The sequence below is a fragment of the Bradyrhizobium sp. 164 genome (assembly GCF_023073715.1).
In the GTDB taxonomy this organism is placed as follows: Bacteria; Pseudomonadota; Alphaproteobacteria; order Rhizobiales; family Xanthobacteraceae; genus Bradyrhizobium.
Genome location: NZ_JADPKA010000029.1, coordinates 404,328 through 430,344 on the forward strand (window position 1 = coordinate 404,328; position 26,017 = coordinate 430,344).

Below are 26,017 nucleotides of genomic sequence, written 5' to 3' on the forward strand. Positions count from 1 at the left end.
CTTCATGTCCAACGCCGCCGCGCCCGCAACGGAAGGATCTGACCGGTCCGACGCGCCCGCGCATGTCGCCATCATCATGGATGGCAACGGGCGTTGGGCGGCCGCGCGCGGCTTGCCGCGTGCGGAAGGGCATCGCCGCGGCGTGGACGCGCTGCGCCGCGTGGTACGCGCCTCGCACGAGCTCGGCATTCGCTATCTCACCATCTTCTCGTTCTCTTCGGAGAACTGGTCGCGCCCGGCGAGCGAAATCGGCGATCTCTTTGGCCTGCTGCGGCGCTTCATCCGCAACGATCTGGCGAGCCTGCATCGCGACGGCGTCAAGGTCCGCATCATCGGCGAGCGCGAAGGGCTCGAGAGCGACATCTGTGCGCTCCTCAACGAGGCGGAGGAGCTGACGCGCGACAACACGCGCCTCACGCTCGTCGTCGCCTTCAACTACGGCTCGCGGCAGGAGATCGCGAAGGCCGCGCAGAAGCTCGCGCGCGAGGTCGGAGAGGGCAGGCGGAATCCAGATACGATCGACGCCGAGACGCTTGGCGCGAATCTCGACGCGCCCGACATTCCCGATCCCGATCTCATCATCCGCACCAGCGGCGAGCAGCGCCTGTCCAACTTCCTGATGTGGCAGGCCGCCTATAGCGAGCTCGTCTTCGTGCCGATCCATTGGCCCGATTTCGACAAGGCGGCGCTGGAAGGCGCGATCGCCGAATTTGCCAGGCGCGAGCGCCGTTTCGGCGGCCTGGTCGCGAAAACCGCCTCGTGAGCGAACCCGACGCCGCACCGGCGGGCTCCGCGCCTGCCACGAGCAATCTCGTGCTGCGGGTCCTCGCCGCGCTCGTGCTGGCGCCGCTCGCCATTGCGCTCGCCTACGTCGGCGGCTGGCTGTGGGCACTTCTCGTTACCCTGGTATCGATCGGGCTGTTCGCTGAATGGCTGATGGTGGTGGGCGCGGGTTCGGTCGCGCTGACGGGGACGGGGACCATCGCCATCGCCATCATGGGATTCTGCGTTGCCTTCGGCGCGCTCAGGACCGCTGTCATCGCCGGCTTCATAGGCGGCGTGATCGTGATGCTGATCGCGCGGGGCAAGTTCGTCTGGGCGGCTACCGGATTTGCCTATGCATCGGCGGCGCTGCTGGCCTCGATCCTAGTGCGGCAGGATCTCGTCAACGGCTTCGCCGCCCTGATATTCGTGCTGCTCGTGGTGTGGGCGACAGACATCGGCGGCTATTTCGCCGGCCGCAGCATTGGGGGACCGAAGCTATGGCCGCGCGTCAGTCCGAAGAAGACCTGGGCGGGCGCTCTCGGCGGCTTTGTCGCAAGCCTCTTGGTTGCGGCAGGCTTCGCGGCCTGCGGGCTTGGAAAGCTGGCCCCATTGCTGCTCGTCAGCGCTGTCCTGTCGGTGGTGTCGGCTCTGGGCGATCTGTTCGAATCCGCGGTGAAGCGGCGCTTCGGTGTTAAGGATTCCAGTCACTTAATTCCCGGCCATGGCGGACTTATGGATCGCCTGGACGGCTTTGTCGCCGCCATCTTGGCGGCATGGATTATCGGCTTTCTCCGCCACGGTGTGCATAGCGCCGGAAGCGGTCTTATGGTTTGGTGAGGATATGAGCGCAGTCCCATTGCGAAACAACAGGCTTGCTGCGTCCGACGTTCGCAGCATCACGGTTCTCGGCGCCACCGGCTCGATCGGCGACAGCACGATGGATTTGCTTCGCGCCTCGCCCGAGCGCTACCGTGTCGAGGCGCTGACGGCGAACGGCAATGTCGCAGCGCTGGCCAAACTCGCGAAGGAATTTTCCGCGCGCTACGTCGCGATCGCCGATACCTCCAAGCTCGGCGAGCTCAAGGCTGCGCTGGCGGGCACCAGCACCGAATGCGGCGCCGGCGAAAGCGCGGTGATCGAGGCCGGTGCGCGTCCGGCCGACTGGGTGATGGCGGCCGTGAGCGGCGCCGCCGGGCTGAAGCCGGCGCTGGCCGCGGTTGATCGCGGTGCGCATGTTGCGCTCGCCAACAAGGAATGTCTGGTCTGCGCCGGCGATTTCTTCATGCAGCGCGCGGCAAAAGCCGGCGCCTGCATCCTGCCGGCCGATTCCGAACACAATGCGCTATTCCAGGCGTTGAGCTCAGGCAATCGCGACGAGCTCGTGCGCGTCATCATCACCGCCTCGGGCGGCCCGTTCCGGACCTGGAAGCCTGTCGACATCGAGCAGGCCACGCTCGAGCAGGCCCTGAAGCATCCAAATTGGAGCATGGGCCAGAAGATCACGATCGATTCCGCCTCGATGATGAACAAGGGGCTCGAAGTGATCGAGGCGTCCTATCTGTTTGCGCTCGCGCCCGACGAGATCGACGTGCTCGTTCATCCGCAGTCGATCATCCACGGCATGGTCGAGTTTTCCGATTGCTCCGTCGTGGCGCAGCTCGGTGCGCCCGACATGAGGACGCCGATCGCGCATTGCTTGGGCTGGCCCGACCGCATCAAGGGTCCGGCGGCCAAGCTCGACTTGGCCAAGATCGGCGAGCTGACCTTCGAGGCGCCGGATTTCGAGCGGTTCCCGGGCCTCCGCCTAGCCTACGATTCGCTCCGGACCGGGAAGGGGGCGACCACCGTCTACAACGCCGCCAACGAGGTCGCGGTCGCCGCCTTCATTGCCGGCAAGATCCGGTTTGGTGCGATCGCGCGCCTGGTCGAGGCGACGCTGGACGACTGGATCCGCAGCGGGAATCAGGCGCCGATGACCTCGGCTGACGACGCAATATCCGTTGACCATGTTGCGCGAAATAGAGCTGCCGCCCTATTGCCTCAAATTGCCTTAAAGGCATCCTAGATAGTTCGGGCCAGGGCCTTGCGGCGCTGGATGAGGGGAATCGATGATCGACTTTTTCGTCCATAGTTTCAATACGTTGAGCCATGGGCTCCTCGGCTACGCGGTACCCTTCCTGTTCGTCCTGACCATCGTCGTGTTCTTCCACGAGCTCGGCCATTTCCTGGTCGCGCGCTGGGCGGGCGTTCGCGTTTTAACCTTTTCACTCGGCTTCGGACCCGAGCTGGTCGGTTTCAACGACCGTCGCGGCACCCGCTGGAAGATCTCCGCGATTCCGCTTGGCGGCTACGTCAAGTTCTTCGGTGACGAGAGCGAGGCCTCGACCCCCTCGGCCGAAACGCTCGCGGCCATGACGGCCGAGGAACGCGCCGGCAGCTTCCATCACAAGAAGGTCGGCCCGCGCGCCGCCATCGTCGCGGCCGGACCCATCGCCAATTTCATCCTGGGCGCTCTGATCTTCGCCGGCATGGCGCTGTACTACGGCAAGCCGAGCACGATTGCGCGCGTCGACGGCGTCGTCGCCGACGGCGCTGCGGCTGCCGCCGGCTTCAAGGTTGGTGACGTCGTCGTCCAGATCGACGGCAAGCCGATCGAGAGCTTTGCCGACATGCAGCGGATCGTTGCGATGAGTGCGGGTTCAACGCTTGCGTTCCAGGTCAAGCGCGACGGCGCCATCGTATCGCTGACCGCGACCCCGGCGCTGCTCGAGCGCAAAGATCCGTTCGGCAACCGCCACCGCGTCGGTGTGCTCGGTGTCGAGCACAAGTCGCAGGCCGGTGAGGCTTCGACCGCCCCCGTGGGCGTCGGCGAAGCGCTCAAGATCGGCGTCGAGCAGGTCTGGTTCATCATCACCAGCACCTTCAAGTTCCTGGGCTCGTTGTTCGTCGGAAACGGCAATCCCAACGAGGTCAGCGGCGTGCTGGGAATCGCAAAGATGTCGGGGCAGGCGGCCAGCGCCGGGTTCCAGTTCGTGATCAATCTGTGTGCGGTGCTGTCCGTGTCGATCGGTCTGCTGAACCTGTTCCCGATTCCGCTTCTCGATGGCGGCCATCTGATGTTCTACGCGGCAGAAGTGGTCCGCGGCCGGCCTCTGTCCGAACAGACCCAGGAAATGGGGTTCCGAATCGGGCTCGGTTTGGTGCTGATGCTGATGGTGTTTGCGACCTACAACGACATCCTTCGGATGGCGGCGTCCTGATACGGGCTTTTTTGTGGCGTTGCTGTTGAGCAACGTCTTGCAATGAAATTGAAATCACGGCGCTTTCGGCCGTTTGCGGCGTCCGGGAAATTGGCTACAAGCGGCCTGAACTTGGGGAATCTTCCAGACCGGTGTTGGGTGGGTCTGGTATGGAATGATAAGGGCGCGTTGCGCGATGAAGTTTGGACTGCGACTCCGGGGGGGCTTGCTCGCAACCCTGATCATGTTCGGCGCGCCGGTGATTGCCCCGGTTGGGGCTGTTTTCGTGTCTTCGTCTGCGCTCGCGCAGACCGTGCAGTCGATTTCCGTCCAGGGGAATCGCCGTGTCGAGGTGGAGACAATCCGCTCCTATTTCAAGCCGGGTCCGGGCGGCCACCTGGATCAAGGCGCCATCGACGACGGCCTCAAGGCGTTGATCGAAACCGGCCTGTTCCAGGACGTCAGGATCAATCGCGGCCCCGGCGGCCAGATCATCGTCTCCGTGGTGGAAAACCCGGTGATCGGGCGCGTCGCCTTCGAGGGCAACAAGAAGATCAAGGACGAGCAGCTCACCACTGAAGTCCAGTCCAAGGCGCGCGGCACCTTCTCCCGCGCCATGGTGCAGTCCGACACGCTGCGAATCGCCGAAATCTATCGGCGGTCCGGCCGTTATGACGTGCGCGTCACGCCCGAGATCATCGAGCAGCCGAACAATCGCGTCGACCTGATCTTCACGATCGAGGAGGGCGCCAAGACCGGCGTCAAGTCGATCGAGTTCGTCGGCAACAATGCGTTCTCGTCCTATCGGCTGCGCGACGTCATCAAGACGCGCGAATCGAACCTGCTGAGCTTCCTCGCCAGCGGGGACATCTACGATCCCGATCGCGTCGAGGCCGACCGCGACCTGATCCGCCGCTTCTATCTCAAGCATGGCTTTGCCGACGTCCAGGTCGTGGCCGCGCTCACCGAATACGATCCGGAGAAGAAGGGCTTCAACGTCACCTTCAAGATCGAGGAAGGCGCGCAATACCGCGTCGGCGCGGTCGACTTCCGCTCCAGCATTCCGAACTTCGATCCTTCGTCGATGCGGGGCTATTCGCGTGTCAATGTCGGCTCGCTCTACAACGTCGAATCGGTCGAGAAGTCGGTCGAGGAGATGCAGATCGAGGCTTCGCGCCGCGGTTTCGCCTTCGCAGTCGTTCGTCCCGGCGGCGACCGCAATTTCGAGGCGCACACCGTCTCCGTCGTTTTCAACATCGACGAGGGCCCGCGCACCTATATCGAGCGCATCAACCTGCGCGGCAACACCCGCACGCGCGACTACGTGATCCGCCGCGAGTTCGACATCTCGGAAGGAGATGCCTATAACCGCGCGCTGGTCGACCGCGCCGAGCGGCGGCTGAAGAACCTCGACTACTTCAAGAGCGTGAAGATCGCGACGGAGCCCGGCTCGTCGAGCGACCGCGTGATCCTGGTCGTCGACATGGAAGAGAAATCGACCGGCGACTTCTCGATCTCGGGCGGCTACTCCACGACCGACGGCGCGCTGGCCGAGGTCTCGGTCTCCGAGCGCAATCTGCTCGGGCGCGGCCTGTTCGCCAAGGCCGCGGTGACCTATGGCCAGTATGCGCGCGGCTACTCGCTGTCGTTCGTCGAGCCGTATCTGCTCGACTACCGCGTCGCGCTCGGCCTCGACCTCTATCAGCGCCAGCAGCTTTCAAACAGCTACATCTCCTACGGCACGAAGACGCTCGGCTTCTCGCCGCGCCTCGGCTTCTCCTTGCGTGAAGATCTGTCGCTCCAGCTGCGCTACTCGATCTACCAGCAGGAAATCACGCTGCCGAGCTACCTGGCGAACTGTAACAACAATCTGGGCACCTCGGCGTTCAACCCGAGCCCGGCCTTCGCCGCGTCGCAGATCCCGCCGCTCGACCTGAGCTCGACCAACGGCCTCGGCTGCTACAGTGACGGTGAAGCCTCGCTCCCGGTGCGCAAGGAGCTTGCCAACGGCAAGACCTTGACCTCGGCGCTCGGCTACACGCTCACTTACAACACGCTGGACAACAACAAGAACCCGACCGACGGTCTGCTCATCGACTTCCGGCAGGATTTCGCCGGCGTCGGCGGCGACGTCAGCTATCTGAAGACCGTGGCGGACGGAAAGTACTACGCCCCGCTCGTGTCCGATATCGTCGGAATCGTCCGTCTCCAGGGCGGTATTCTGACCAAGATCAACGATGATCTGCGGATGCTCGACCACTTCCAAATGGGCCCGAACCTCGTCCGCGGCTTTGCCCCGAACGGCATCGGCCCGCGCGATCTGAATCCTTTCGGTACGCAGGACGCGCTCGGCGGCACCAAATATTGGGGCGCTTCGCTCGAATTGCAGATGCCGTTCTGGTTCCTGCCCAAGGAAGTGGGTCTGAAGGGCGCGGTCTATGCCGACGCCGGCGGTCTCTACGATTATAAGGGACCGACGAGTTGGACCGCTACCAACGAGGTCAATGTGCCGGGCTGTATCCCGTCGACGGTCAATCCGTCGAGCACCGGAACCTGCACCGGGCTCGTGTATGACGACAGCAAGGTGATCCGTTCGTCGGTCGGTGTCGGCCTGATCTGGCAGTCGCCGTTCGGTCCGCTGCGCTTCGACTACGCCGTGCCGCTCAGCAAGGGCAAGTACGACCGCACGCAGGAGTTCCGGTTCGGCGGCGGCACCACGTTCTAATTCGATCAGCACGGCACGATCCGGATTACTGGAGCCGGTTTCCGAAAGGGATCGTGCCAATCCTGGAGATGAGGCATGATGCGGCTTGGCCGCTTCATGCCGAAGCCGGACCGCGACGGGGTGGAATGGCGCAGCCGACCTTCTTCACAAAACCGCCTGCCTCAGCGCTGGCCGACATTGCTGCGCTGGCCAAGGCGCAGCTGGTCGACCCCGCGAGAGGTAACGACACCATCACGGGCCTGGCGTCGCTCGACGAAGCCGGACCGATGCATCTGGCGTTCTTCGACAACCTGAAATACGCCGATGAGTTGAAGGCGACCAAGGCCGGGGCGTGCCTGGTGAGTCCCCGATTTGAAGCCCAGGTCCCCGCGCATGTGGCCGTGCTGCGGGTGGCGCAGCCTTTCCGCGCCTTCGTCAGGCTCGCCCGGGAATGGCATGGCGATGCGCTCAGGCCGCAATCCTGGATCGGCAATGACGGCATCGCGCCGTCCGCCATCATCGATCCCACGGCCCGGCTCGAAGACGGCGTGATCATCGATCCCCTCGCCGTGATCGGCCCGGACGTCGAGATCGGCAGCGGCACCGTGGTCGGCGTCGGAGCGGTGATCGGCCCCGGCGTCAAGATCGGCCGGGACTGCAATGTCGGCGCCCGTACCGCCATCCAGTGCGCCCTGATCGGCAATGACGTGCTGATCCACGCGGGCTGCTCCATCGGCCAGGACGGCTACGGCTTCATCTTCTTCGGTCCCGAAGGCCACCTGAAGGTGCCGCAGACCGGCCGCGTGCTGATCCAGAACAATGTGGAGGTCGGCGCCGGCACCACCATCGATCGCGGCTCCTTGCGCGACACCGTGATCGGGGAGGGCACCAAAATCGACAATCAGGTCCAGATCGGCCACAATGTGACCATCGGCCGGAATTGCCTGCTGGCGGCTCAAATCGGGCTGGCGGGTAGCCTGACCATCGGCGACAACGTGGCGCTCGGAGCAAAGGTTGGCATCAACAACCACCTCAAGATCGGCGATGGAGCCCAGGTCACCGCGATGAGCGGCGTCAAGGACGACATCCCGCCGGGCGGACGCTGGGGTGGTTTTTTTGCCAAACCGACCAAGCAATGGTTCAAGGAGATCATCGCGGTGGAGCGTCTGGTGCGCGACAGCAAGGTCGATCCGAAGGACGAGGGACGGGAATGACGCAGGAATCGCCTGTTAAGTTCGAGCTGGTAGATATCAATGCAATCCTGCAGACCCTGCCGCACCGCTTTCCGATGCTCTTGATCGACCGCGTGATCAACATCCGCGCCGATTACAGCGGCATCGGCATCAAGAACGTCACGTTCAACGAGCCGGCCTTCCAGGGGCACTTCCCCGAGCGCCCGGTCTATCCGGGCGTCATGATGATCGAGGCGATGGCGCAGACCGCTGGCGTGATCGGCATCAAGTCGGTCGAGGGTACCGAGAAGCCGCGGGCGGTCTACTTCCTCACCATCGACAAGTGCAAGTTCCGCAAGCCCGTGCTGCCCGGCGATACCATCGAATATCACATGCGCTCGCTCGGCCGCCGCAAAGCCATGTGGTGGTTTCACGGGGACGCCAAGGTCAACGGGCAGGTGGTTGCGGAAGCCGATGTCGGCGCCATGCTGACGGACTGAGCGCTCTCGTCATGCCCGGCAGTCGTAGCGGCTGCCGGCCACCTCGCGGCTGATATTGCGGTTGAAGAACTGGCCCATGGACGGTGCGCCCAGAAGGCCCTCGACCGTCTCCGCCGCCACGCCGCAATAACGATCGTACCTGCCGTTGATGGCGACGACGAGGTCCTGCCGCGCCCGGTCGTAGCAGACGCGCTGAAGCATCGTGCTGCGGTTGATGTCGCGGCATTCGAATGTCGCCAGATCCACGGGGCCGCGTTGGTCGGTCTCGATCGTCTCGGAGACGACCGGTGTGGCCACGAGCTGTGCGAGCAACAATGCAAGGGCTCTGACCACGATCGCTGAATCTCCGCATGAACTTGCTGACGAGCCGGGTAGGCCGCCTCATCCAGCACATGAAACACGGCGAGATGATACGTCACTGGACAGATCGGGCATAGTCGCGCTAACCACCCGAAAACCGAGCGACTTCAATACATAACCTGACCTTCTTGACGAGTAAGATTGGCTTGATGAGCAAGATTGATCCCACCGCACGGATCGCGGACGGCGCGGTGATTGGCGATGGCAGCGAGATCGGACCCTATTGCATCATCGGCCCGAACGTCGTCATCGGCGCGAACTGCAAGCTGATCGGACACGTCACCGTCATCGGCCACACCTCGCTCGGCGATGGCTGCGTGATCTCGCCCTTTGCAGTGCTGGGCGGCGCCCCGCAGGATCTCAGCTACAAGGGCGAGCCGACGAAACTCGAGATCGGTTCCGGCTGCACCATCCGGGAAGGCGCGACGATGAATGTCGGCACGATCAAGGGTGGAGGGCTGACGCGAGTCGGCAACGGCGGCTATTTCATGAACAGCAGCCATGTCGGCCATGATTGCGTGGTCGGCGACAACGTGATCTTCGCGACGTCAGCGACACTCGGCGGTCATTGCGAGATTGGCGACGCCGTCTATATCGGCGGCCTGTCGGCGGTGCACCAGTTCACGCGCGTCGGCCCCTATGTCATGGTCGGCGGCGTGTGCGGTGTCCGCGACGACGTCATCCCATACGGGCTGGTCAACGGCCAATATGCGGTCCTGGAGAGCCTCAATCTGATCGGCATGAAGCGGCGCAAGTTCACCAGGCAGCGGCTTGCAACCGTGCGTGGGTTCTACCAAAAACTCTTCCATGGTCCCGGCACGTTCGCCGAGCGGCTGGAGGCGGCGCGGCCGCTCGCGGGCGAAGACCCTGCGATCGCCGAGATCCTCGACTTCATCGGCAAGGGCAAGCGCCCGCTCTGTCTTCCCGCCATCGCGAAGTGATCCTGGGATGGCCGCGGGCATGACATCGGCGGCTGCGGAGGTTTCCTCGCCGGTCGGCATCGTCGCCGGCGGCGGCGCCATGCCGTTCGCGGTCGCCGAATCGCTTGCGGCGCGCGGCATCACGCCGGTGCTGTTTCCGCTGCGCGGGGCCTGCGATCCGGCGCGGGTCGAGAAATTCCGCCACCGCTGGATCTCGGTCGGCCAGCTCGGCCGCGCGATGCGGCTGTTTCGCGAAGAAGGCTGCAGCGACCTGATCTTCATCGGCACATTGGTCCGCCCTTCGCTGTCCGAGATCCGGTTCGACGTCAAGACGCTGCGCCTGCTCGGCAACGTCATTCGCGCCTTCCGCGGCGGCGACGATCATCTGCTGTCCGGCGTCGGCCGCATGCTCGAGCAGGACGGCTTTCGCATGGTCGGCATCAAGGACGTCGCGCCCGATCTCCTGATGCCCGAGGGCTGCATCAGCCGCGCTTGGCCGAGTGACACCAGCAAGACCGACATCGAGCGCGGGCGGGCGGTGCTGAGCGCGCTCGGTCCGTTCGACATCGGGCAGGCCGCGGTGGTGATCGACGGTCATGTCGTGGCGATCGAGGACATCGAGGGCACTGACGCGCTGCTCGCGCGTGTCGCGCGGCTGCGTGAGGAGGGTCGCATCCGCGCGGCCAGGGGCCGCGGCGTGCTGGTGAAGGCGCCGAAGAGCGGCCAGGACCTGCGCTTCGACCTGCCGACGATCGGCCCGCGCACCATCGAGGGTGTTGCCAAGGCCGGCCTTGCCGGCATCGCTGTCGTCGCAGGCAACACCATCGCCGCCGAGCCGCAGGCGATGATTGCGCTCGCCGACGCAAAATACCTCTTTGTCATCGGCCTGCCGGCGTGATGCAGGGCCGCGATCGCAAGCGCAAGATCTTCCTGATCGCCACGGAGGAATCCGGCGACCGGCTTGGCAGCGCCTTGATGAAGGTGCTGCGCCAGCGGCTCGGCGACGGCGTTGAGTTCGTCGGCGTCGGCGGCCGCACCATGGCGCGCGAGGGGCTCGAGACGCTGTTTCCGATCGAAGAGCTGTCGATCGTCGGCTTTGCCGCCGTCGTTCAGCAATTGCCGAAAATCCTGCGGCTGATCCGCAAGACGGCGGACGCCGTGCTAGAGGCCGCGCCCGACGCGCTCGTCATCATCGACAGCCCCGATTTCACCCATCGCGTCGCCCGCCGCGTGCGTGCCCGCAATCACGCGATCCCGGTCGTCGATTACGTCTCGCCGCAGCTCTGGGCGTGGCGGCCGGGACGGGCGCGGACCATGCTCGGCTATGTCGACCATGTGCTCGGTCTTTTGCCGTTCGAGCCGGAGGAATACCGCAAGCTCGGCGGGCCGCCATGCAGCTATGTCGGCCATCCCCTGGTCGAGCAATTGGCGTCGCTGCGGCCGAACGCGGAGGAGCAGGCGCGCCGCGACGGCGAGCCGCCGGTGCTCCTGGTGCTGCCCGGCAGCCGCCGCAGCGAGATCCGGCATCACCTCGACGTGTTCGGTGCAGCACTCGGCCGCTTGCAGGCGGACGGGCGCGCGTTCGAGCTGATGCTGCCGACCATGCCGCACCTCGAAGCCACCATCCGCGAGGGCATCGCGAATTGGCCGGTCAAGCCGCAAATCGTGATCGGCGAGAACGACAAGCGCGCCGCTTTCCGCATTGCCCACGCGGCGCTGGCGAAGTCCGGCACGGTGACGCTCGAGCTCGCGCTGTCGGGCATTCCGATGGTGACGGCCTATCGCGTCGGCGCGATCGAGGCCTTCATCCTGCGCCGCGCGATCCGGGTCTCCTCGGTGATCCTCGCCAATCTGGTGATCGGCAAGGATGTGATCCGCGAGTTCCTGCAAGAGGACTGCACGCCGGAGAAGCTGGCAACGGCCCTCGCTACCCTGCTGACGGATTCGCCGCTGCGACGGGAGCAGGTCGAAGCGTTCGCCCGGCTCGATCAGGTCATGTCGACCGGCAACAAGTCGCCGAGCGTGCTCGCCGCCGACATCGTGCTCGCGACGATGCGCAAAGGCACTCGGGCGAGCTAGCCGAGGCCGCCGTCGACCTGGAAACATTGACGCGTGATACGCTGGCTTTCGTCCGAGGCGAGGAACAGCGCCATGTTGGCGATGTCGTCGGGTGTCACCGCATCGGGAACCGCCTGACGCGCGCGCACCTCGGCGATGGCCTGCTCGTCCGGATACCACAGCCGGCGCTGGCGCTCGGTGATCACCATGCCCGGCGCGATCGCGTTGACGCGAATGCGGTCGGGCCCGACCAGCCGGGCCAGCGAGTTGGTGAAGCCGACGATCGCTGCTTTCGCCGCGGCATAGGCCGGCAGCGCCGGTGCGCCACGCATCCAGGCGATGGACGACATGTTGATGATCGAGCCGCCGCCGCGCGCCTGCATCTGCGGCACCACCGCCTGTGCTGCGAAGAAGACGTGCTTGAGGTTGACACCGATCATCCAGTCGAACTCGGCCGGCGTTACCTCGGAGAGAACCTGGCGTTGATCGTTGGCGGCGTTGTTGACGAGAACGGCGGCGTCGCCGAGCGAACGGTGGACCTCTGCCATCGCGGTGCGCAAGGCGTCGATGTGCAGGAGATCGCAGGGCACGAACAGCGGCGTGGTCCCGCGCGCTGCCGCCACTTCCCGCACCAGCGTTTCACCGGCATTCGTATCGATGTCAAGGAAGGCGACGTGGGCCCCCTGGGCCGCGAAAGCCCGTACGAAGGCGGCGCCGATGCCGCTGGCGCCGCCGGTAATCAACACCACGCGGCCCGCCAGGCCGGAATAGGTGGTCTTCGTCATGCGATCAGTCGCTCCGTTTCGGGGTCGAAAAGGCAAATACGGCGCGTGTCGAGCGCAAAGGAGGCGGACGCGCCGGGCGCGGGGCGGATATCGGGCGAGACGCGCGCCATCGCGGGCTCGCCCCCGAGCCGCAGCAACACCATGGTCTCGGCTCCAGTCGGCTCGACCATCTCTACCGGCGCGTCGACGAGGACAGGCGCGTCGCCGGAAAATGCGCGGCTGCCTTCGGCAATGCATTCCGGCCTGATGCCAAACACCACCTCGCGACCGACGAAGGATGCCGCGGCGTCATATCCTCGAAGGCGAAGACGAACCTCCTCCGGCCGCCCGGCGCCGATCACGACCACCGGCCCGTCATTCCCGTTCTCGAGCCGTGCCGGCATGGTATTCATTGGCGGCGAACCCATGAAACGCGCGACGAACAGATTGGCCGGGTAGCGGTACACGGTATCGGGGTCGGCGAATTGCTGCACGCTACCCTGATGCATCACGGCGATCCGCGTCGCCATGGTCATCGCTTCGATCTGGTCGTGGGTGACATAGACGATGGTGGCGCCGATCCGCTGGTGCAGCCGCTTGATCTCCATCCGCATTTCGACGCGCAGCTTGGCGTCGAGATTGGACAGCGGCTCGTCGAACAGGAAGAGCAGGGGATTGCGCACCAGCGCCCGCCCCATCGCCACACGCTGGCGCTGGCCGCCGGACAATTGCGACGGCTTGCGGCCGAGCAGCGGCTCGATCTGGAGCAGCTTCGCCACGTTCGCGACCGCCTTCTCCTGCTCGGTCTTCGGCACATGGCGGCATTCCATGCCGAAGGTGATGTTCTGGCGCACGGTCATCGACGGATAGAGCGCGTAGGACTGGAACACCATGGCGATGTCGCGGTCCTTGGGCGGGATGTCGTTGACGATGCGCCCGCCAATCTCGATCGTCCCCGCGCTCGGTCGGTCGAGCCCGGCGACGATGTTGAGCAGCGTGGACTTGCCGCAGCCGGATGGCCCGACGAGGACCGTGAACTCGCCGCTCTCGATGTCGAGATCGACGCCCTTCAGTACCTCGAGGTTGGCGTACCGCTTGGACAGGGCGCGAATGCTCAGTGCTGCCATGACAAATCCATCATTTCACTGCGCCGGCGGTAAGGCCGCGCACGAAGTACCTGCCGCCGAGGAGATAGATCAACAAAGTGGGCAGGGCTGCGATGATCACCGCCGCGCTCTGCACGCCGTGCTGCGGGATATCTGCGACTGCAGCAGACAGCGCGATGAGAGCGGCCGTGACCGGCTGCTGTTGGCCGCTTGTGAACGTCACGCCATAGAGAAACTCGTTCCAGATGTGCGTGAACTGCCAGATCACGGTGACGATCAGGATGGGAGCCGAGAGCGGCAGAATGATGCGCCAGAAAATGCGAAAGAACCCGGCCCCATCGATGCGCGCGGCCCTGATCAATTCATGGGGCACGGCGGCATAGTAGTTTCGGCAGAACAACGTGGTGAAGGACAGCCCCTGGATCGTGTGAATCAGCACGAGGCCCGTCAGCGTGTTGATGAGACCGATGTCCCGCAGCACGATTGTCCAGGGCAGCAATCGCATCTGCTGGGGAAGGAAGAGGCCGAGGGTCACGATGCCGTAGATCCAGGTATCTCCGCGAAAACGCCAGAGCGACACGGCGTAGCCGGCGATCGCACCGAGCATGGTCGAGAAAATCGTCGCGGGAATCGTGATGAATGCCGAGTTCAGCATGTACGGTCTGATGCCGGCGCAGGTCTCGGCCACGCAGAATCCGCTCCAGGCAGTGGCGTAATTGCTCCAAGCCCAGTGTTTCGGCCAGCCGATCATCGAGGCCTGCGCGATTTCCTCATTGGTGCGGAGCGAGTTCAGCACGACAACGACCAACGGCGTGAGCCATGCCGCCGCGATCAGCAATACGATGAGATAGATCGATATCCGACTTGGTGCGAAGGTTCTGTCACGCATGAATAGCACGCCGCCGCTGGACATAACGCCACGCTGCATAGGGCAGCAGGACCGCGAGAAGAATGAGCAACATCAGCACCGCCGCCGCCGCCCCCCGGCCGAGCAGGCTGCGCTGGAACATCAGGTCGTAGACGACAAGGGCCGGCAGCTGGGTCGCGATTCCCGGTCCGCCGTTGGTGAGCGCGCGGACGAGGTCGAAGGCCGAAATCGCAAACTGCAGCTGCACCACGATCACGGTGATGGTGATCGGCCACAGCGTCGGCAAAATGACGCGCCGGTAGATTCGGATCGGACCGGCACCGTCGATCTGCGCGGCCTTGATGATGTCGGCGTCGACAGATCTGAGGCCGGCAAGAAAGAGCGCCATGGCAAAGCCGGAGGATTGCCAGATCGCGGCGATGACAATGGTCCAGATGGCCATGTCGCGGTCAATCAGCCAATCGAACTTGAAGGAGGTCCAGCCGAGATCGTGCACCAGTTTCTGGATCCCGATGCCAGGACTGAGCAACCAGCTCCAGACCGTGCCCGTCACCACGAACGACACCGCAAGGGGGTAGAGGAAGATGGATCTCAGCAGGTTCTCGCCGCGAATGCGCTGGTCGAGCAGGATCGCAAGGACAAGCCCGGTCACCACGCTCAGCAGCACGAAAGCGCTGCCGAACAGTAGGAGATTATCGAAGGCGATCTGCCAATTCCGCGATGCCGCGACCGCCGTGTAGTTGCGCAAACCCACCCAGCCCGAGACCGGGACCAGAGTGGATGGCGTGAAAGAAATCCAGATCGTCCACAGCGAGAACGACACGAGGTGCAGAGCGGACAGCAGCAGCGGCACCCAGATCATCAGATATTCAGGCAGCCGGCGCAGCGCGCCCGCAATCGCCGGCCGGACGGGCCGCGTTGCTATGGAGACGGTATCGATCAACGCGCGCCCTCGACGGCCTCGGCGAGGCGGGTGACCGCCTGCTCCGGCTTGATCGTCTTGTTCTTCACATATTCGGTGATCACGTCGATCATCGCAGCGGTCATACCGTTCTCCTGCGCCATATTGTGCGCGAGGCTCAGGACCGCCTGATTGCTGGCGATAGCGTCTTTCAGAGCTGCTGCGGTCCGCCGTTGACCATCCGACCAGCCTTCACCGGAAAGATCGACATCGGTGCGCACGGGTATCGATCCCGTAATCTGCGAATACATCGTCTGGATCGCTGGATCCATGACGAGCTGGGCCATCAGCGTCTGGCCGGCTTGGAGGTCGGGCTCCTTGCGCTGCCAGAATATGAACGCATCGGCATTCAACAGAAAGACCGGCTTGGTATTGTCGCTCGGGCCAGGGGCGATGATGAAGTCGTCGAACTTGAAACCGGCGTTGCGCAACACGCCCTGTGCCCACCCGCCCATGATCATCATGCCCATGTCGCCGTCGACGAAGCGCTTCAGGTTGGTCGAAAAGTGTTGAGCACCGACGTTGGGATCCATCCAGTCGGCGATCTTGCGCACCTGTGCGAAGGCAGCGCCTACCTCGGGCCCCTTCAATGCCTTCTCGTCAAGATTCATGATGGCTGCGCGGTAGGAGGCGGGACTGATGCCGGCGAGAGCGGCCTCGAATTTCTGGCCATCGTCGGGGCGGGTACCACCGTTAGCGATGGGATAAGTGACGCCGCCCGCTTTCATTTTTTCGGCAAGGTCGTTGAAGTCGGTCCATGTGACGGGGATCTTGCCGGCCTTGGCCTTGTCCATCGCGCGCTTGGAGAGAAACAGCATGTTGGTGCTGTAGATCTGCAGCGGCAGTGCAATCCATTTGCCGCCCGGCTTGTGCAGTCGTGCAAGATCAGGAGCGACAACCTTTTCGTAGCCGACGGCCGCAACAAGGTCGTCGAGATTGACGGTTGGAGCAATCTTCGACCAGGCCGCAATCTCCGGGCCCTTGAGCTGCGAACAGGCCGGTGGATCGCCGGCCATGATCTGAGCGCGTAGCTTGTTCATCATCTCGGTGGTGAACCCGGGGACTGGCGAGTGCTGCCAAACCCCGCCTTTCTCCTCGAATTTCTTGCCGAGCGCGGTGATAGCCGCCCCATCGCTGCCTGCGGACCATTGCGAGATCGCGGTCAGGCGCGGCTTGACCGCGCCTTGCGCGCGGGCAAAGGCCGGCAGCGCGAGCGCGGCGGCAGATCCAGCGAGCAGACGACGCCTTGTTGTTGTGATCGGCATGGCAAGTTCCTCCGTTTTAGGTGCTTTGCGCGTTGAGGCCGAACGACTTGGCGCATGTCAGGCGGCCTCCCTCGATGTGGCGGGCATGCCGCCGCGGCTGGCCAGGCAAAAGGCGGCGAAAGCGAGGGCAGCCTGCGGATCGTTGCCGGTCGAGGGTGGCACGAAAGCGATGGACACTTGCGCCAATGTCCGGCCGCCCAGCAGGCAGGCGTCGATCCCCTCGACCACGGCATTGCGATCGTCGTCGGAGAGAAGCGATGGCCAGCCGCTGATGGCGACGCCATCGCATGGCTTCACGTTCAGCGTGTTGCCGATCGCAAGGCCAAGCCGGAACAGCCGCCGCCGCAACTCCTGGCGCACCCGCCCCGAGCGCGGGATCGTGTGCACCCATTGGCTGCCGGGCTGGAGCAATTCGGCGTCGGAGATGTCGAGGAGCTCGGCCAAGGCGGCGAGCGAAGTATAGGCCTCGACACAGCCGAGATGGCCGCAGCGGCAGCGCGGTCCGTCCGGTCCAAATACCATGTGGCCCAGTTCGACCGGCTGGAGTGCATCGGCTTCAGTCGGGTCATCCATCCACGCGCCGGCAACGCCATGGCTGACAAAGACGAACAGATGCGTGCCGCTGAATGGATAGTTCTGCGTGCGGCAGCGGTGAAAGGTGGCGTGCGCCACCACGGAATTGGTGAATTCCAGCGGCACGCCGGCAAACATCTCGCCGATCAGGCCGCTGATGCGCCCGACGTCGCAGGGGATGATCGGATTGCCGGATATGGTCAAGCGGCCAAGGCCCGGAATGGAGACGCCGATCTGTGACAGTGTGATGTGGCGGCGGCGCGTCCAGTCGCGCAGCAATGTCATCGCTTCGCGGAACACGCGGCCGACCGTCTCGACCGTCGGCGCTTTCGGCAACGGCAGGCGCTCGGTGTAATGCAGCTCGCCGGAGAGACCGCCGACGCCGACGCTGAGCCATTGGGCGGTCAGCTCAACAGCTGCGAGCGCCACCGAGCCGTCGAGGGACACGAGGCCCGTCGGGCCGCCGACGTAAGGGGCAGGGCGCCGCACTTCCTCGATCAGGCGTTCGGCCTTGAGGTCGAGCAGGATGCGCGACAGGCTCGCCTCGGACAGGCGCACCGCCTTCGCCAGCGGCGGCCGAAACGAGCCGCCCGACTGCAGCAAGTGAGTCAAAATGGCAGCGCGCGTCTGCCGCCGACTTCTCGGCTGCTCCGGCATTTCCATCCCAGTCGTCATTCTTACTTAGTGTAAGAATTTGCGCGCGGAGCGTTTCGGCTGTCAAGCGATTACCGCTCCGATGCGCCGACTTGTTGTTGTGCGAGGCAGCAAGTTTGTACCGGTGGGAAACCTCGCTGCCGATGGTGCGCTCAGTGATGGGCGCGCCATCGTGGATGGCCGAACAAAAACGGCGCCATTGTGAGATGGCGCCGTTTCGAAAGCCGTGATGGTTCGAACTTATTGGCGGTTGGCGATCGGCACGTAGTCGCGCTTGGCGACGCCGGTGTAGAGCTGGCGCGGACGACCGATCTTCTGATGCGGGTCCTCGATCATCTCGCTCCACTGGCTGATCCAGCCGACGGTGCGGGCGACCGCGAACAGCACGGTGAACATCGAGACCGGGAAGCCCATCGCCTTCAGCGTGATGCCCGAATAGAAATCGACGTTCGGATAGAGCTTGCGTTCGATGAAGTACTGGTCGCTGAGCGCGATCTTCTCGAGCTCCATTGCCACCTTCAGCATCGGATCCTCGCCATGGCCGGTCTCCTTGAGCACGGCGTGACACATCTTCTGCATGATCTTGGCGCGCGGATCGTAGTTCTTGTAGACGCGGTGCCCGAAGCCCATCAGGCGGACTTCAGAGTTCTTGTCCTTCACCTTGGCGATGAACTCGGGGATCTTATCGACCGTGCCGATATCGTAGAGCATGTTGAGCGCGGCTTCGTTGGCGCCGCCATGCGCCGGGCCCCAGAGGCAGGCGATGCCCGCCGCGATGCAGGCGAACGGGTTGGCGCCGGAGGAGCCGGCGATGCGCACCGTGGAAGTCGAGGCGTTCTGCTCGTGGTCGGCGTGCAGGATGAAGATCTTCTCCAGCGCGTCGGCGAGAACCGGGCTCACCTTGTAGTCCTCGCAGGGCACCGCGAAGCACATGTTCAGGAAGTTCTCGGCGAAGCCGAGCGAGTTCTTCGGATAGATGAAGGGCTGGCCGACCGTGTACTTGTAGGCCATTGCCGCCAGCGTCGGGATCTTCGCGATCATGCGCATGGAAGCGATCATGCGCTGCTTCGGATCGTTGATGTCGGTGCTATCGTGATAGAACGCGGCGAGCGCGCCGACGGCCGCCACCATGATCGCCATCGGGTGGGCGTCGCGGCGGAAGCCCTGGAAGAAGCGAGCCATCTGCTCGTGCACCATTGTGTGATGCGTCACGCGGTGGTCGAAATCCTTCTTCTGCGCGGCGGTGGGCAGGTCCCCGTAGAGCAGGAGGTAGCAGGTCTCCAGGAAGTCGCCGTGCTCGGCAAGCTGCTCGATCGGGTAGCCGCGGTATTCCAGCACGCCCGCGTCACCGTCGATATAGGTAATCTTAGACTGGCAACTCGCCGTCGAGGTGAAGCCCGGGTCATACGTGAACAGGCCGGACTGGCCGTAGAGCTTACCGATATCGATGACATCAGGCCCGACGCTGCCGCTGAGGATCGGAAGATCGTAATTCTTGTTTCCGACCGTCAGCGTGGCGGTCTTATTGCTTGGTTTTGCGTCCATCGTAGGTCCCCGATGTGTGGTGAAACGGGCCGGAGCCGGAGCCCCAAAGGAGATCGTTGGGGGGCAGGCCGGATGTTCCAGAATGTACGGGGAGATGGGTATATTATTGCTGTGTGCGCTGCAAGATCACCGCACGCATGGTCGACTTACGTCGTAGACTGATCTTTAAGCCGGCCCAGGCTTTCCTGGCGTCCAAGGACCTCCAAAACCTCAAAAATACCAGGCGAGGTGGTCCGCCCCGTCAGTGCGGCCCGCAAGGGCTGGGCGACCGCGCCGAGCTTGAGACTATTTTCCTCGGCAAAACTGCGCAGCGCAGCTTCCGTGCTGGCGCCGCTCCATGTCTCGACTTTCTCCAGCGCGGAATGAAGCTGGCCGATCAGCTTGCGGTTCTCGGCTGTCAGCAGCGCCTGCGCCTTGGCATCGAGCTGCAACGGGCGGTCGGCAAAGATGAAGTAGGCGCCATCGATCAGCTCGATCAGCGTCTTGGCGCGCTCCTTCAGGGCCGGCATGGCCTTCAGGAGCTGCGCCCGCGTGTTGTCGTTTAACTTGGCCTTGATCTCGTCGCGGCTGGGCACGACGTGATCGAGCACATCTTCGAACATCTTCACGAGTGATTGATCGTCGGCATGACGGATGTAATGGCCGTTGAGGTTTTCCAGCTTGGCGAAATCGAAGCGGGCGGCGGCGCGGCCGACGCCGGCGAGGTCGAACGCTGCGATCATCTCCTCGGTCGAGAAGATCTCCTGGTCGCCATGGCTCCAGCCGAGCCGGACGAGGTAGTTACGCAGCGCCGCCGGGAGGTAGCCCATGGCGCGATAAGCATCGACGCCGAGCGCGCCGTGGCGCTTCGACAGCTTCGAGCCGTCCGGGCCGTGGATCAGGGGGATGTGGGACATGCTCGGCAGCGTCCAGCCCATCGCATCGTAGATCTGCTTCTGGCGGGCGGCGTTGATCAGATGGTCGTCGCCGCGAATGACATGGGTGACGCCCATGTCGTGATCATCCACGACCACTGCGAGCATGTAGGTCGGATTGCCATCGCCGCGCAGAAGCACGAGGTCGTCGAGGTTCTCGTTCTGCCAGACCACGCGGCCCTGGACCTGGTCCTCGATCACGGTCTCGCCGGTCTGCGGCGCGCGCAGGCGAATGGTGGGCTTCACATCGGTCGGGGCGGTCGCCGGGTCGCGGTCGCGCCATAGGCCGTCATAGAGGCGGGTACGGCCCTCTGCGCGCGCCTTCTCGCGCATGGCGGCGAGTTCTTCGGCCGTGGCGTAGCAGCGATAGGCTTTGCCGTCGGCGAGCAGCTGCTCGGCGACCTCGCGGTGGCGGGCGGCGCGGGCGAACTGGTAGATGACCTCGCCGTCCCAGCCGAGCTCAAGCCATTTGAGTCCATCGAGTATGGCAGCGATGGCGGCCTCGGTGGAGCGCTCGCGGTCCGTGTCCTCGATCCGCAGCAGCATCTTGCCGCCGTGCTTCTTCGCATAGAGCCAGTTGAACAGCGCCGTGCGGGCGCCTCCGATATGGAGGAAGCCGGTCGGCGAGGGAGCGAAGCGCGTGACGACGGAATCGGTCATTCTTGGCAGGGCCTATGCATGGGAAGCGGTGGTGTATAGCAGGAACGGGACATAACTAAAGCCCGTCGGCGGACCTCGTGGGCCTTGGCGCGGCCACACGAATTTGGCAGAAGAACCGCTGATTTCCCTACAGGATTTTCGTAATGACAGAACCGGTGGCGACTGAGGTTGGGCGCGATTTCATTCGTGACATCATCCAGGCCGATCTCGATCAGGGCAAGTACAAGGAGATCGTGACCCGGTTCCCGCCGGAGCCGAACGGCTATCTGCATATCGGCCACGCCAAGTCGATCGCACTCAATTTCGGCATCGCGCAGGAGTTTCCAGGCCGCTGCCATTTGCGCTTCGACGACACCAATCCGATCAAGGAAGAACAGGAATATATCGACTCCATCCAGGCCGACGTGCGCTGGCTCGGTTTCGACTGGGGCAAGAACCTGTTCTTCGCCTCCGACTATTTCGATCGCCTCTATGAATGGGCGGAGCAGCTGATCCGCGACGGTCTCGCCTATGTCGACGACCAGACCCAGGAGGAGATCCGCCTCACGCGCGGCACGCTGACCGAGCCCGGCAGGAACTCGCCGTTCCGCGAGCGCACGGTGGAGGAGAATCTCGAGCTGTTCCGCCGCATGAAGGCCGGCGAATTCCCGAACGGGGCGCGCGTGCTGCGGGCCAAGATCGACATGGCCGCGGGCAACATCAATCTGCGCGACCCCGTGCTGTATCGCATCCTGCATGCGCATCATCCGCGCACCGGCACCAAATGGAGCATTTATCCGAGCTACGATTATGCCCACGGCCAGTCGGATGCGATCGAGGGCATCACGCACTCGATCTGCACGCTGGAGTTCGAGGACCACCGCCCGCTCTATGACTGGTTCATCGAGAAGCTGCCGGTGCCCTCGAAGCCGCACCAGTACGAGTTCGCGCGGCTGAACCTGACTTACACGCTGCTGTCGAAGCGCGTGCTGACCCAGCTCGTTCGCGACGGCCATGTCGCGGGCTGGGACGATCCGCGCATGCCGACCATCGCGGGGATGCGCCGCCGCGGCGTGCCGCCGGCCGCGCTGCGCGAATTCGTCAGGCGCATCGGCGTCGCCAAGGCCAACAGCGTGGTTGACGTCGGCATGCTCGAGTTCTGCATCCGCGAGGAACTAAACCGCACGGCGCAGCGCCGCATGGCGGTGCTGAAGCCGCTGAAAGTGGTGATCGAGAACTATCCGGAGGGGCAGGTCGAGGAGCTCGAGGCGATCAACCACCCGGATGACCCCAGCGCCGGCACGCGCAAGATCAGCTTCGGCCGCGAGCTCTATATCGAGCGCGACGACTTCATGGAGAACCCGCCGAAGAAATTCTTCCGCCTGTCGCCAGGCAACGAGGTGCGGCTGCGCTATGCCTATTTCGTCAAGTGCACCGGCGTGATCAAGAACGACGCAGGCGAGGTGGTGGAGCTGCGCTGCACCTACGATCCCGCGACCAAGGGCGGCAACGCGCCCGATGGCCGCAAGGTCAAGGCGACGATGCACTGGCTGCCGGCAGCGACGTCGAAGCCTGCTGAAATCCGCATCTACAACCAGCTGTTCTCCAATCCGAGCCCGGACGCCTCGAATTTCGCGGCCGATCTCAACCCGCAGTCGCTGGAGATCTTGTCCGATGCGCGGATCGAGGCATCGGTCGCGGAGAGCAATTCGACCGAGCCGATGCAGTTCGAGCGCCAGGGCTATTTCGTGCGCGACAAGGACTCGACGCCGGGCAAGCCGGTGTTTTCGCGCACCATCGGTCTGCGCGACACGTTTGCAAAGGAAGTCGCGAAAGGTTGAGGCACCCATGAGCAACGAAACCGACGCCATCGTTTCCGCCATCATCGCGAAATGGTGCGCCGGCTTCGCGACGCTCGACGCCGCCGCGCTGTCCTCGCTCTATGCGAGCAACGCATTCTTCTTCGGCTCCAACCCGAAACTCTATCGGGGCAGGGACGGCGTTGCGGACTATTTCAACGGCCTGCCGCGATGGCGCAAGCCGAGTGCGACGTTTTCCGAGGTGCATGCCGCGCAGGCAGGTCCTGACATGATCAACATGGCGGCAACCGTCTCGTTCGACCTCGCCGGCGAGCGTCCTGATCTCGTCGTCAAGGTGAGCTGGGTCATCATCCGCGAGGACGGCGCGTGGAAGATCGTCAACCACCATGCCTCGTCGAAGGAACCGCTGATCTGACGAGCGGGCGGCACACGGCATCGTCATTTTCGCGTGGGAAACGAACGCGCGCCTCTGACGTTGGGGTGAATCCAAACGAGGGTCCATCCATGCAGAACATCGCAGAACATATGGAAATCATCGGCGCCGATGGCGTCCATATCGGCACCGTCGATCGCGTTGAGGGCAACCGCATCAAGCTGACCAAGAAGGACAGCGGCGAGGGCCGCCACAAGGGCCACCATCATTTCATCGATAAGGGTCTCGTTGCCGACGTCGAAGGCAACAAGGTCCGCCTCTCGGCCAAGGCCTCGGTCGCCGTGACCATGGAAGAGGAAAAGTAGGGGACGTCCAAGTTCGTTCCTGATCCGTACCGCTATTCGCACAGCCGCACGTTCCGGTAGCCTCTGCACCTATCGCGTATCGTAAGGTGCAGGGAATGGCGGAGCCTGGCCGGCCAGTGCGCTCCCAGGGAGTTGCCGGAACGTGGCCGGTTGGCCGCGCCGCGCCCGCTGGCGGCTTTGCGCCGGCGGGCTTTGGCGCCTGGCCCGCGATCGTCGAGACGGCGCGCGAATGGGCGCGTGCCGATGCCGGCGCCGGTCGGCTGTTGCCCTGGGTGCCGGTCGCCTTCGGCGGCGGCATCGCGCTCTATTTCGCTGCCGATCACGAGCCGGTGCTGTGGGTCGTTGCCGCGTCGGCCATCGCGCTCATGCTCGGCGCCGTCCTGCTGCGGCGGAGTCGGCTGTTCGCGCCCGCGATCATGATCGCGGCTGTCGCGGCTGGCTTTGCCATGGCGACCTGGAAGACCGCGCGCATCGCCCATACGGTGCTGGCCAAGCCACTCTATTCGGTATCGCTGTCGGGCTACGTCGAGACCCGCGACATCCGCGAGCGCACGGATCGCTTCGTGCTGCGCGTCACCGCCATGGAGGCGCAGCGCAGCGACGTCAGGCTCGAGCGCGTCCGCCTCTCGGTGCGCAAGGGGATGGCACCGCAGGTCGGCAGTTTCGTGCAGCTGAAGGCGCGCTTGATGCCGCCGATCTCTCCCGTGCGCCCGGGTAGCTACGATTTCTCCCGCGACATGTTCTTTCAAGGCATCGGCGCCTCCGGTTTTGCAATGGGCGCGATTACGGTGGCAGCCCCGCAGGAGACCGGCGGCTTGCGGCTGCGCTACGCAGCCTTCACGCAGGGCTTGCGTGATGCGATCGACGCACGCATCCGTGCGACGCTCGAGGGCGACAACCGTGCGATCGCGACCGCGCTGCTCACCGGACGGCGCGATGCCATCACCACGCCCGTCAACGACGCCATGTTCATCTCGGGGCTTGGCCATGTGCTGTCGATCTCCGGCTATCACATGGCGGTCGTCGCCGGTGTCGTGTTTTTCGCGGTGCGCGCCCTGCTGGCCTTGATCCCGGGGCTGGCGGCGGGATTTGCCATCAAGAAATGGTCAGCGGCCGCCGCGCTGGTGGCGGCTGCGTTCTACCTGCTGCTGTCAGGCGCGGAGGTCGCCACGCAACGCTCGTTCTTCATGACGGCGGTGGTGCTGATCGCGGTCATGGTCGATCGCCGCGCTATCACCTTCCGCACGCTGGCCGTGGCGGCACTGATCGTGCTCGCGGTCGCGCCGGAAGCGCTGGTGCATCCGAGCTTTCAAATGTCCTTCGCCGCAACGCTCGGGCTCGTGGCGCTGGTGCAGATCGGCATGCCGAACCTGTTTGCCTCGCCCGATCATTCCGCGACGGCCCGTATCGCGCTGTGGGGCGGCCGCGAGATCGCGATGCTATTCCTGGCCTCGCTGATCGCAGGACTTGCGACCACGCCCTATGCCGCCTTCCACTTCCATCGCGTCACCCCGTTCGGCGTGCTCGCCAATCTCGGCGCGATGCCGGTGGTCTCGGCACTGGTGATGCCGGCTGGCCTGTTGGGACTGCTCGCGGCTCCCTTTGGGCTTGACAGCGTGTTCTGGTGGCTGATGGGGATCGGCATCGACTGGATGGTCGCGGTGTCGCGCTGGGTGGCGGCACTGCCGGGTGCAGTCGGCCGGATCCCTGCCTTCGGCACCGCGCCGCTGATCGCGGCAAGCCTCGGGATCATCTTGATGGGCCTGTTGCGCACGCCCTTGCGCTGGTCTGGCGCCTTGGTGCTGCTGGCCGCCATCGCGTGGGGCCTGTCGGTGCGGCAGCCCGACATCCTGATTGCCGGGGACGGCGCCAGCGTCGCGGTGCGGGGCAGGGACGGGCAGTTGCATGTGATCCGGGCGAGCAAGGATGGCTTTCTGCTCAAAGAGTGGTTAGCTGCCGACGCCGATCCGCGCGATGCCGGGAGTAGCTCGCTGGCTGACGGCGTGTCGTGCGACGAGTCCGGCTGTGTGACGCCGCTTGCCGACGGTCGGCTGGTCGCGCTTTCACTGCGCATCGATGCGCTGGCTGAGGATTGCAGTCGCGCCGCGCTGGTGGTCACGACGCGCCCCGCGCCGCCCGATTGCGCGGCGATGGTGGTCGACCGGCAGCGTCTCACCAGCCAGGGCGCGCTGGCGTTGACGCAGCGTGGTGACGGCTTTGCGATACAGGCGGTGAGAGCAAGAGGCACAAGCCGTCCCTGGTTGCCGGCCGGCGCCGGCGAGGGTGATTTCGATGGGAGCCTTGTGCCGAGGACGGCCGCGGCCCGCAACCGGGATGCAACGCCGGCGGAGACCGACTTGCAGGTCGACGATTAGGGGCCGGACGATTAAAAACAAATGCGAAGAGTAGGTCCGGGTCCGACCGGACTCCGCAGCACACAAATTATACCATC

Annotated in this window: 23 protein-coding genes; 14 read left to right on the forward strand and 9 right to left on the reverse strand. The window is 64.4% G+C overall.

Going from position 1 to position 26,017, the window contains the following annotated elements; translation table 11 throughout:
* Nucleotides 1–4: 4 nt before the first annotated feature.
* The 7 genes from IVB01_RS13150 to fabZ all read left to right on the forward strand — a co-directional run bounded on the left by IVB01_RS13150 (nucleotide 5) and on the right by fabZ (nucleotide 8,380).
* Entirely contained in the window at nucleotides 5–763 is a 759-nt protein-coding gene (locus IVB01_RS13150; RefSeq protein WP_247275934.1) for an isoprenyl transferase, read from the forward strand.
* A complete protein-coding gene (locus IVB01_RS13155) occupies nucleotides 760–1,602 on the forward strand; it encodes a phosphatidate cytidylyltransferase (protein WP_247275935.1) in 843 nt (280 codons plus the stop codon). Before IVB01_RS13150 ends, IVB01_RS13155 begins: the two co-directional genes overlap by 4 nt.
* 4 nt (nucleotides 1,603–1,606) lie before the next feature.
* Nucleotides 1,607–2,830 carry a 1-deoxy-D-xylulose-5-phosphate reductoisomerase gene (gene dxr / locus IVB01_RS13160; RefSeq protein ID WP_247275936.1) on the forward strand — a complete coding sequence of 408 codons (1,224 nt, stop codon included), beginning with the start codon at nucleotides 1,607–1,609 and terminating at the stop codon, nucleotides 2,828–2,830.
* A 43-nt stretch (nucleotides 2,831–2,873) separates the two neighbouring features.
* Nucleotides 2,874–4,025: an RIP metalloprotease RseP gene (gene rseP / locus IVB01_RS13165; protein ID WP_247275937.1), complete on the forward strand. Its 1,152-nt coding sequence runs from the start codon at nucleotides 2,874–2,876 to the stop codon at nucleotides 4,023–4,025.
* 175 nt (nucleotides 4,026–4,200) lie between these two features.
* Nucleotides 4,201–6,729: an outer membrane protein assembly factor BamA gene (bamA, locus tag IVB01_RS13170; protein WP_247275938.1), complete on the forward strand. Its 2,529-nt coding sequence runs from the start codon at nucleotides 4,201–4,203 to the stop codon at nucleotides 6,727–6,729.
* A gap of 125 nt (nucleotides 6,730–6,854) precedes the next feature.
* Nucleotides 6,855–7,922 (forward strand): UDP-3-O-(3-hydroxymyristoyl)glucosamine N-acyltransferase, encoded by a 1,068-nt coding sequence (lpxD, locus tag IVB01_RS13175; RefSeq protein WP_247275939.1) that lies wholly within the window; start codon nucleotides 6,855–6,857, stop codon nucleotides 7,920–7,922.
* Entirely contained in the window at nucleotides 7,919–8,380 is a 462-nt protein-coding gene (gene fabZ, locus IVB01_RS13180; RefSeq protein WP_247275940.1) for a 3-hydroxyacyl-ACP dehydratase FabZ, read from the forward strand. The genes lpxD and fabZ overlap by 4 nt, the downstream gene beginning before the upstream one ends.
* A 9-nt stretch (nucleotides 8,381–8,389) precedes the next feature.
* Here the strand turns inward: fabZ and IVB01_RS13185 are convergent, their stop codons facing one another.
* Nucleotides 8,390–8,713, reverse strand: coding sequence for a KTSC domain-containing protein (locus IVB01_RS13185; RefSeq protein WP_247275941.1), 324 nt, complete (start codon nucleotides 8,711–8,713; stop codon nucleotides 8,390–8,392).
* Nucleotides 8,714–8,889: 176 nt separating this feature from the next.
* Here IVB01_RS13185 and lpxA point away from each other — a divergent pair, with 176 nt between their 5' ends.
* From lpxA to lpxB, 3 genes are read left to right on the forward strand one after another with little or no spacing between them, the layout of a single operon-like run.
* Nucleotides 8,890–9,681 carry an acyl-ACP--UDP-N-acetylglucosamine O-acyltransferase gene (gene lpxA / locus IVB01_RS13190; RefSeq protein WP_247275942.1) on the forward strand — a complete coding sequence of 264 codons (792 nt, stop codon included), beginning with the start codon at nucleotides 8,890–8,892 and terminating at the stop codon, nucleotides 9,679–9,681.
* Between the two features lie 19 nt (nucleotides 9,682–9,700).
* Nucleotides 9,701–10,558 carry a UDP-2,3-diacylglucosamine diphosphatase LpxI gene (lpxI, locus tag IVB01_RS13195; RefSeq protein ID WP_247418443.1) on the forward strand — a complete coding sequence of 286 codons (858 nt, stop codon included), beginning with the start codon at nucleotides 9,701–9,703 and terminating at the stop codon, nucleotides 10,556–10,558.
* The gene (gene lpxB / locus IVB01_RS13200) at nucleotides 10,555–11,739 is read left to right on the forward strand and encodes a lipid-A-disaccharide synthase (protein WP_247275944.1); all 1,185 of its coding nucleotides are present in this window, start codon (nucleotides 10,555–10,557) and stop codon (nucleotides 11,737–11,739) included. Before lpxI ends, lpxB begins: the two co-directional genes overlap by 4 nt.
* Here the strand turns inward: lpxB and IVB01_RS13205 are convergent.
* The 8 genes from IVB01_RS13205 to gltX all read right to left on the reverse strand — a co-directional run bounded on the left by IVB01_RS13205 (nucleotide 11,736) and on the right by gltX (nucleotide 21,028).
* A complete protein-coding gene (locus IVB01_RS13205) occupies nucleotides 11,736–12,503 on the reverse strand; it encodes an SDR family oxidoreductase (RefSeq protein WP_247275945.1) in 768 nt (255 codons plus the stop codon). The genes lpxB and IVB01_RS13205 overlap by 4 nt on opposite strands.
* The gene (ugpC, locus tag IVB01_RS13210) at nucleotides 12,500–13,609 is read right to left on the reverse strand and encodes a sn-glycerol-3-phosphate ABC transporter ATP-binding protein UgpC (protein WP_247275946.1); all 1,110 of its coding nucleotides are present in this window, start codon (nucleotides 13,607–13,609) and stop codon (nucleotides 12,500–12,502) included. Before ugpC ends, IVB01_RS13205 begins: the two co-directional genes overlap by 4 nt.
* A gap of 10 nt (nucleotides 13,610–13,619) precedes the next feature.
* The gene (locus IVB01_RS13215; RefSeq protein ID WP_247275947.1) at nucleotides 13,620–14,477 is read right to left on the reverse strand and encodes a carbohydrate ABC transporter permease; all 858 of its coding nucleotides are present in this window, start codon (nucleotides 14,475–14,477) and stop codon (nucleotides 13,620–13,622) included.
* On the reverse strand, nucleotides 14,470–15,399 hold the full coding sequence (locus IVB01_RS13220) for a sugar ABC transporter permease (RefSeq protein WP_247275948.1): 930 nt from the start codon (nucleotides 15,397–15,399) through the stop codon (nucleotides 14,470–14,472). Before IVB01_RS13220 ends, IVB01_RS13215 begins: the two co-directional genes overlap by 8 nt.
* On the reverse strand, nucleotides 15,396–16,682 hold the full coding sequence (locus tag IVB01_RS13225; protein WP_247275949.1) for an ABC transporter substrate-binding protein: 1,287 nt from the start codon (nucleotides 16,680–16,682) through the stop codon (nucleotides 15,396–15,398). Before IVB01_RS13225 ends, IVB01_RS13220 begins: the two co-directional genes overlap by 4 nt.
* 57 nt (nucleotides 16,683–16,739) lie before the next feature.
* Nucleotides 16,740–17,918: an ROK family transcriptional regulator gene (locus IVB01_RS13230; RefSeq protein ID WP_247275950.1), complete on the reverse strand. Its 1,179-nt coding sequence runs from the start codon at nucleotides 17,916–17,918 to the stop codon at nucleotides 16,740–16,742.
* Nucleotides 17,919–18,149: 231 nt separating this feature from the next.
* Nucleotides 18,150–19,454: a citrate synthase gene (gene gltA / locus IVB01_RS13235; RefSeq protein ID WP_247275951.1), complete on the reverse strand. Its 1,305-nt coding sequence runs from the start codon at nucleotides 19,452–19,454 to the stop codon at nucleotides 18,150–18,152.
* A gap of 146 nt (nucleotides 19,455–19,600) precedes the next feature.
* Entirely contained in the window at nucleotides 19,601–21,028 is a 1,428-nt protein-coding gene (gene gltX / locus IVB01_RS13240) for a glutamate--tRNA ligase (protein WP_247275952.1), read from the reverse strand.
* A gap of 143 nt (nucleotides 21,029–21,171) precedes the next feature.
* On the opposite strand from gltX, the gene IVB01_RS13245 reads away from it, so the two are divergent.
* The 4 genes from IVB01_RS13245 (at nucleotide 21,172) to IVB01_RS13260 (ending at nucleotide 25,940) form a co-directional block, all read left to right on the forward strand.
* Nucleotides 21,172–22,848: a glutamine--tRNA ligase/YqeY domain fusion protein gene (locus IVB01_RS13245; protein ID WP_247275953.1), complete on the forward strand. Its 1,677-nt coding sequence runs from the start codon at nucleotides 21,172–21,174 to the stop codon at nucleotides 22,846–22,848.
* A gap of 7 nt (nucleotides 22,849–22,855) precedes the next feature.
* Complete coding sequence (locus tag IVB01_RS13250; protein ID WP_247275954.1) at nucleotides 22,856–23,242, forward strand: SgcJ/EcaC family oxidoreductase; 387 nt, start codon at nucleotides 22,856–22,858, stop codon at nucleotides 23,240–23,242.
* Nucleotides 23,243–23,331: 89 nt separating this feature from the next.
* Nucleotides 23,332–23,565, forward strand: coding sequence for a DUF2171 domain-containing protein (locus tag IVB01_RS13255; protein WP_247275955.1), 234 nt, complete (start codon nucleotides 23,332–23,334; stop codon nucleotides 23,563–23,565).
* Between the two features lie 95 nt (nucleotides 23,566–23,660).
* Nucleotides 23,661–25,940, forward strand: coding sequence for a ComEC/Rec2 family competence protein (locus IVB01_RS13260; protein WP_247494590.1), 2,280 nt, complete (start codon nucleotides 23,661–23,663; stop codon nucleotides 25,938–25,940).
* The last annotated feature ends 77 nt before the right edge of the window (nucleotides 25,941–26,017 follow it).

What these genes read in the sequence shown, in the direction of transcription:
- IVB01_RS13150 (WP_247275934.1), top strand. Translation starts at nt 5, where the DNA reads ATGTCCAACGCCGCCGCGCCCGCAACGGAAGGATCTGACCGGTCCGAC.
- dxr (WP_247275936.1), top strand. Translation starts at nt 1,607, where the DNA reads ATGAGCGCAGTCCCATTGCGAAACAACAGGCTTGCTGCGTCCGACGTT.
- rseP (WP_247275937.1), top strand. Translation starts at nt 2,874, where the DNA reads ATGATCGACTTTTTCGTCCATAGTTTCAATACGTTGAGCCATGGGCTC.
- bamA (WP_247275938.1), top strand. Translation starts at nt 4,201, where the DNA reads ATGAAGTTTGGACTGCGACTCCGGGGGGGCTTGCTCGCAACCCTGATC.
- lpxD (WP_247275939.1), top strand. Translation starts at nt 6,855, where the DNA reads ATGGCGCAGCCGACCTTCTTCACAAAACCGCCTGCCTCAGCGCTGGCC.
- fabZ (WP_247275940.1), top strand. Translation starts at nt 7,919, where the DNA reads ATGACGCAGGAATCGCCTGTTAAGTTCGAGCTGGTAGATATCAATGCA.
- lpxA (WP_247275942.1), top strand. Translation starts at nt 8,890, where the DNA reads ATGAGCAAGATTGATCCCACCGCACGGATCGCGGACGGCGCGGTGATT.
- lpxI (WP_247418443.1), top strand. Translation starts at nt 9,701, where the DNA reads ATGACATCGGCGGCTGCGGAGGTTTCCTCGCCGGTCGGCATCGTCGCC.
- IVB01_RS13205 (WP_247275945.1), bottom strand. Translation starts at nt 12,503, where the DNA reads ATGACGAAGACCACCTATTCCGGCCTGGCGGGCCGCGTGGTGTTGATT.
- ugpC (WP_247275946.1), bottom strand. Translation starts at nt 13,609, where the DNA reads ATGGCAGCACTGAGCATTCGCGCCCTGTCCAAGCGGTACGCCAACCTC.
- IVB01_RS13215 (WP_247275947.1), bottom strand. Translation starts at nt 14,477, where the DNA reads ATGCGTGACAGAACCTTCGCACCAAGTCGGATATCGATCTATCTCATC.
- IVB01_RS13225 (WP_247275949.1), bottom strand. Translation starts at nt 16,682, where the DNA reads ATGCCGATCACAACAACAAGGCGTCGTCTGCTCGCTGGATCTGCCGCC.
- IVB01_RS13230 (WP_247275950.1), bottom strand. Translation starts at nt 17,918, where the DNA reads ATGGAAATGCCGGAGCAGCCGAGAAGTCGGCGGCAGACGCGCGCTGCC.
- gltA (WP_247275951.1), bottom strand. Translation starts at nt 19,454, where the DNA reads ATGGACGCAAAACCAAGCAATAAGACCGCCACGCTGACGGTCGGAAAC.
- gltX (WP_247275952.1), bottom strand. Translation starts at nt 21,028, where the DNA reads ATGACCGATTCCGTCGTCACGCGCTTCGCTCCCTCGCCGACCGGCTTC.
- IVB01_RS13245 (WP_247275953.1), top strand. Translation starts at nt 21,172, where the DNA reads ATGACAGAACCGGTGGCGACTGAGGTTGGGCGCGATTTCATTCGTGAC.
- IVB01_RS13250 (WP_247275954.1), top strand. Translation starts at nt 22,856, where the DNA reads ATGAGCAACGAAACCGACGCCATCGTTTCCGCCATCATCGCGAAATGG.
- IVB01_RS13255 (WP_247275955.1), top strand. Translation starts at nt 23,332, where the DNA reads ATGCAGAACATCGCAGAACATATGGAAATCATCGGCGCCGATGGCGTC.
- IVB01_RS13260 (WP_247494590.1), top strand. Translation starts at nt 23,661, where the DNA reads ATGGCGGAGCCTGGCCGGCCAGTGCGCTCCCAGGGAGTTGCCGGAACG.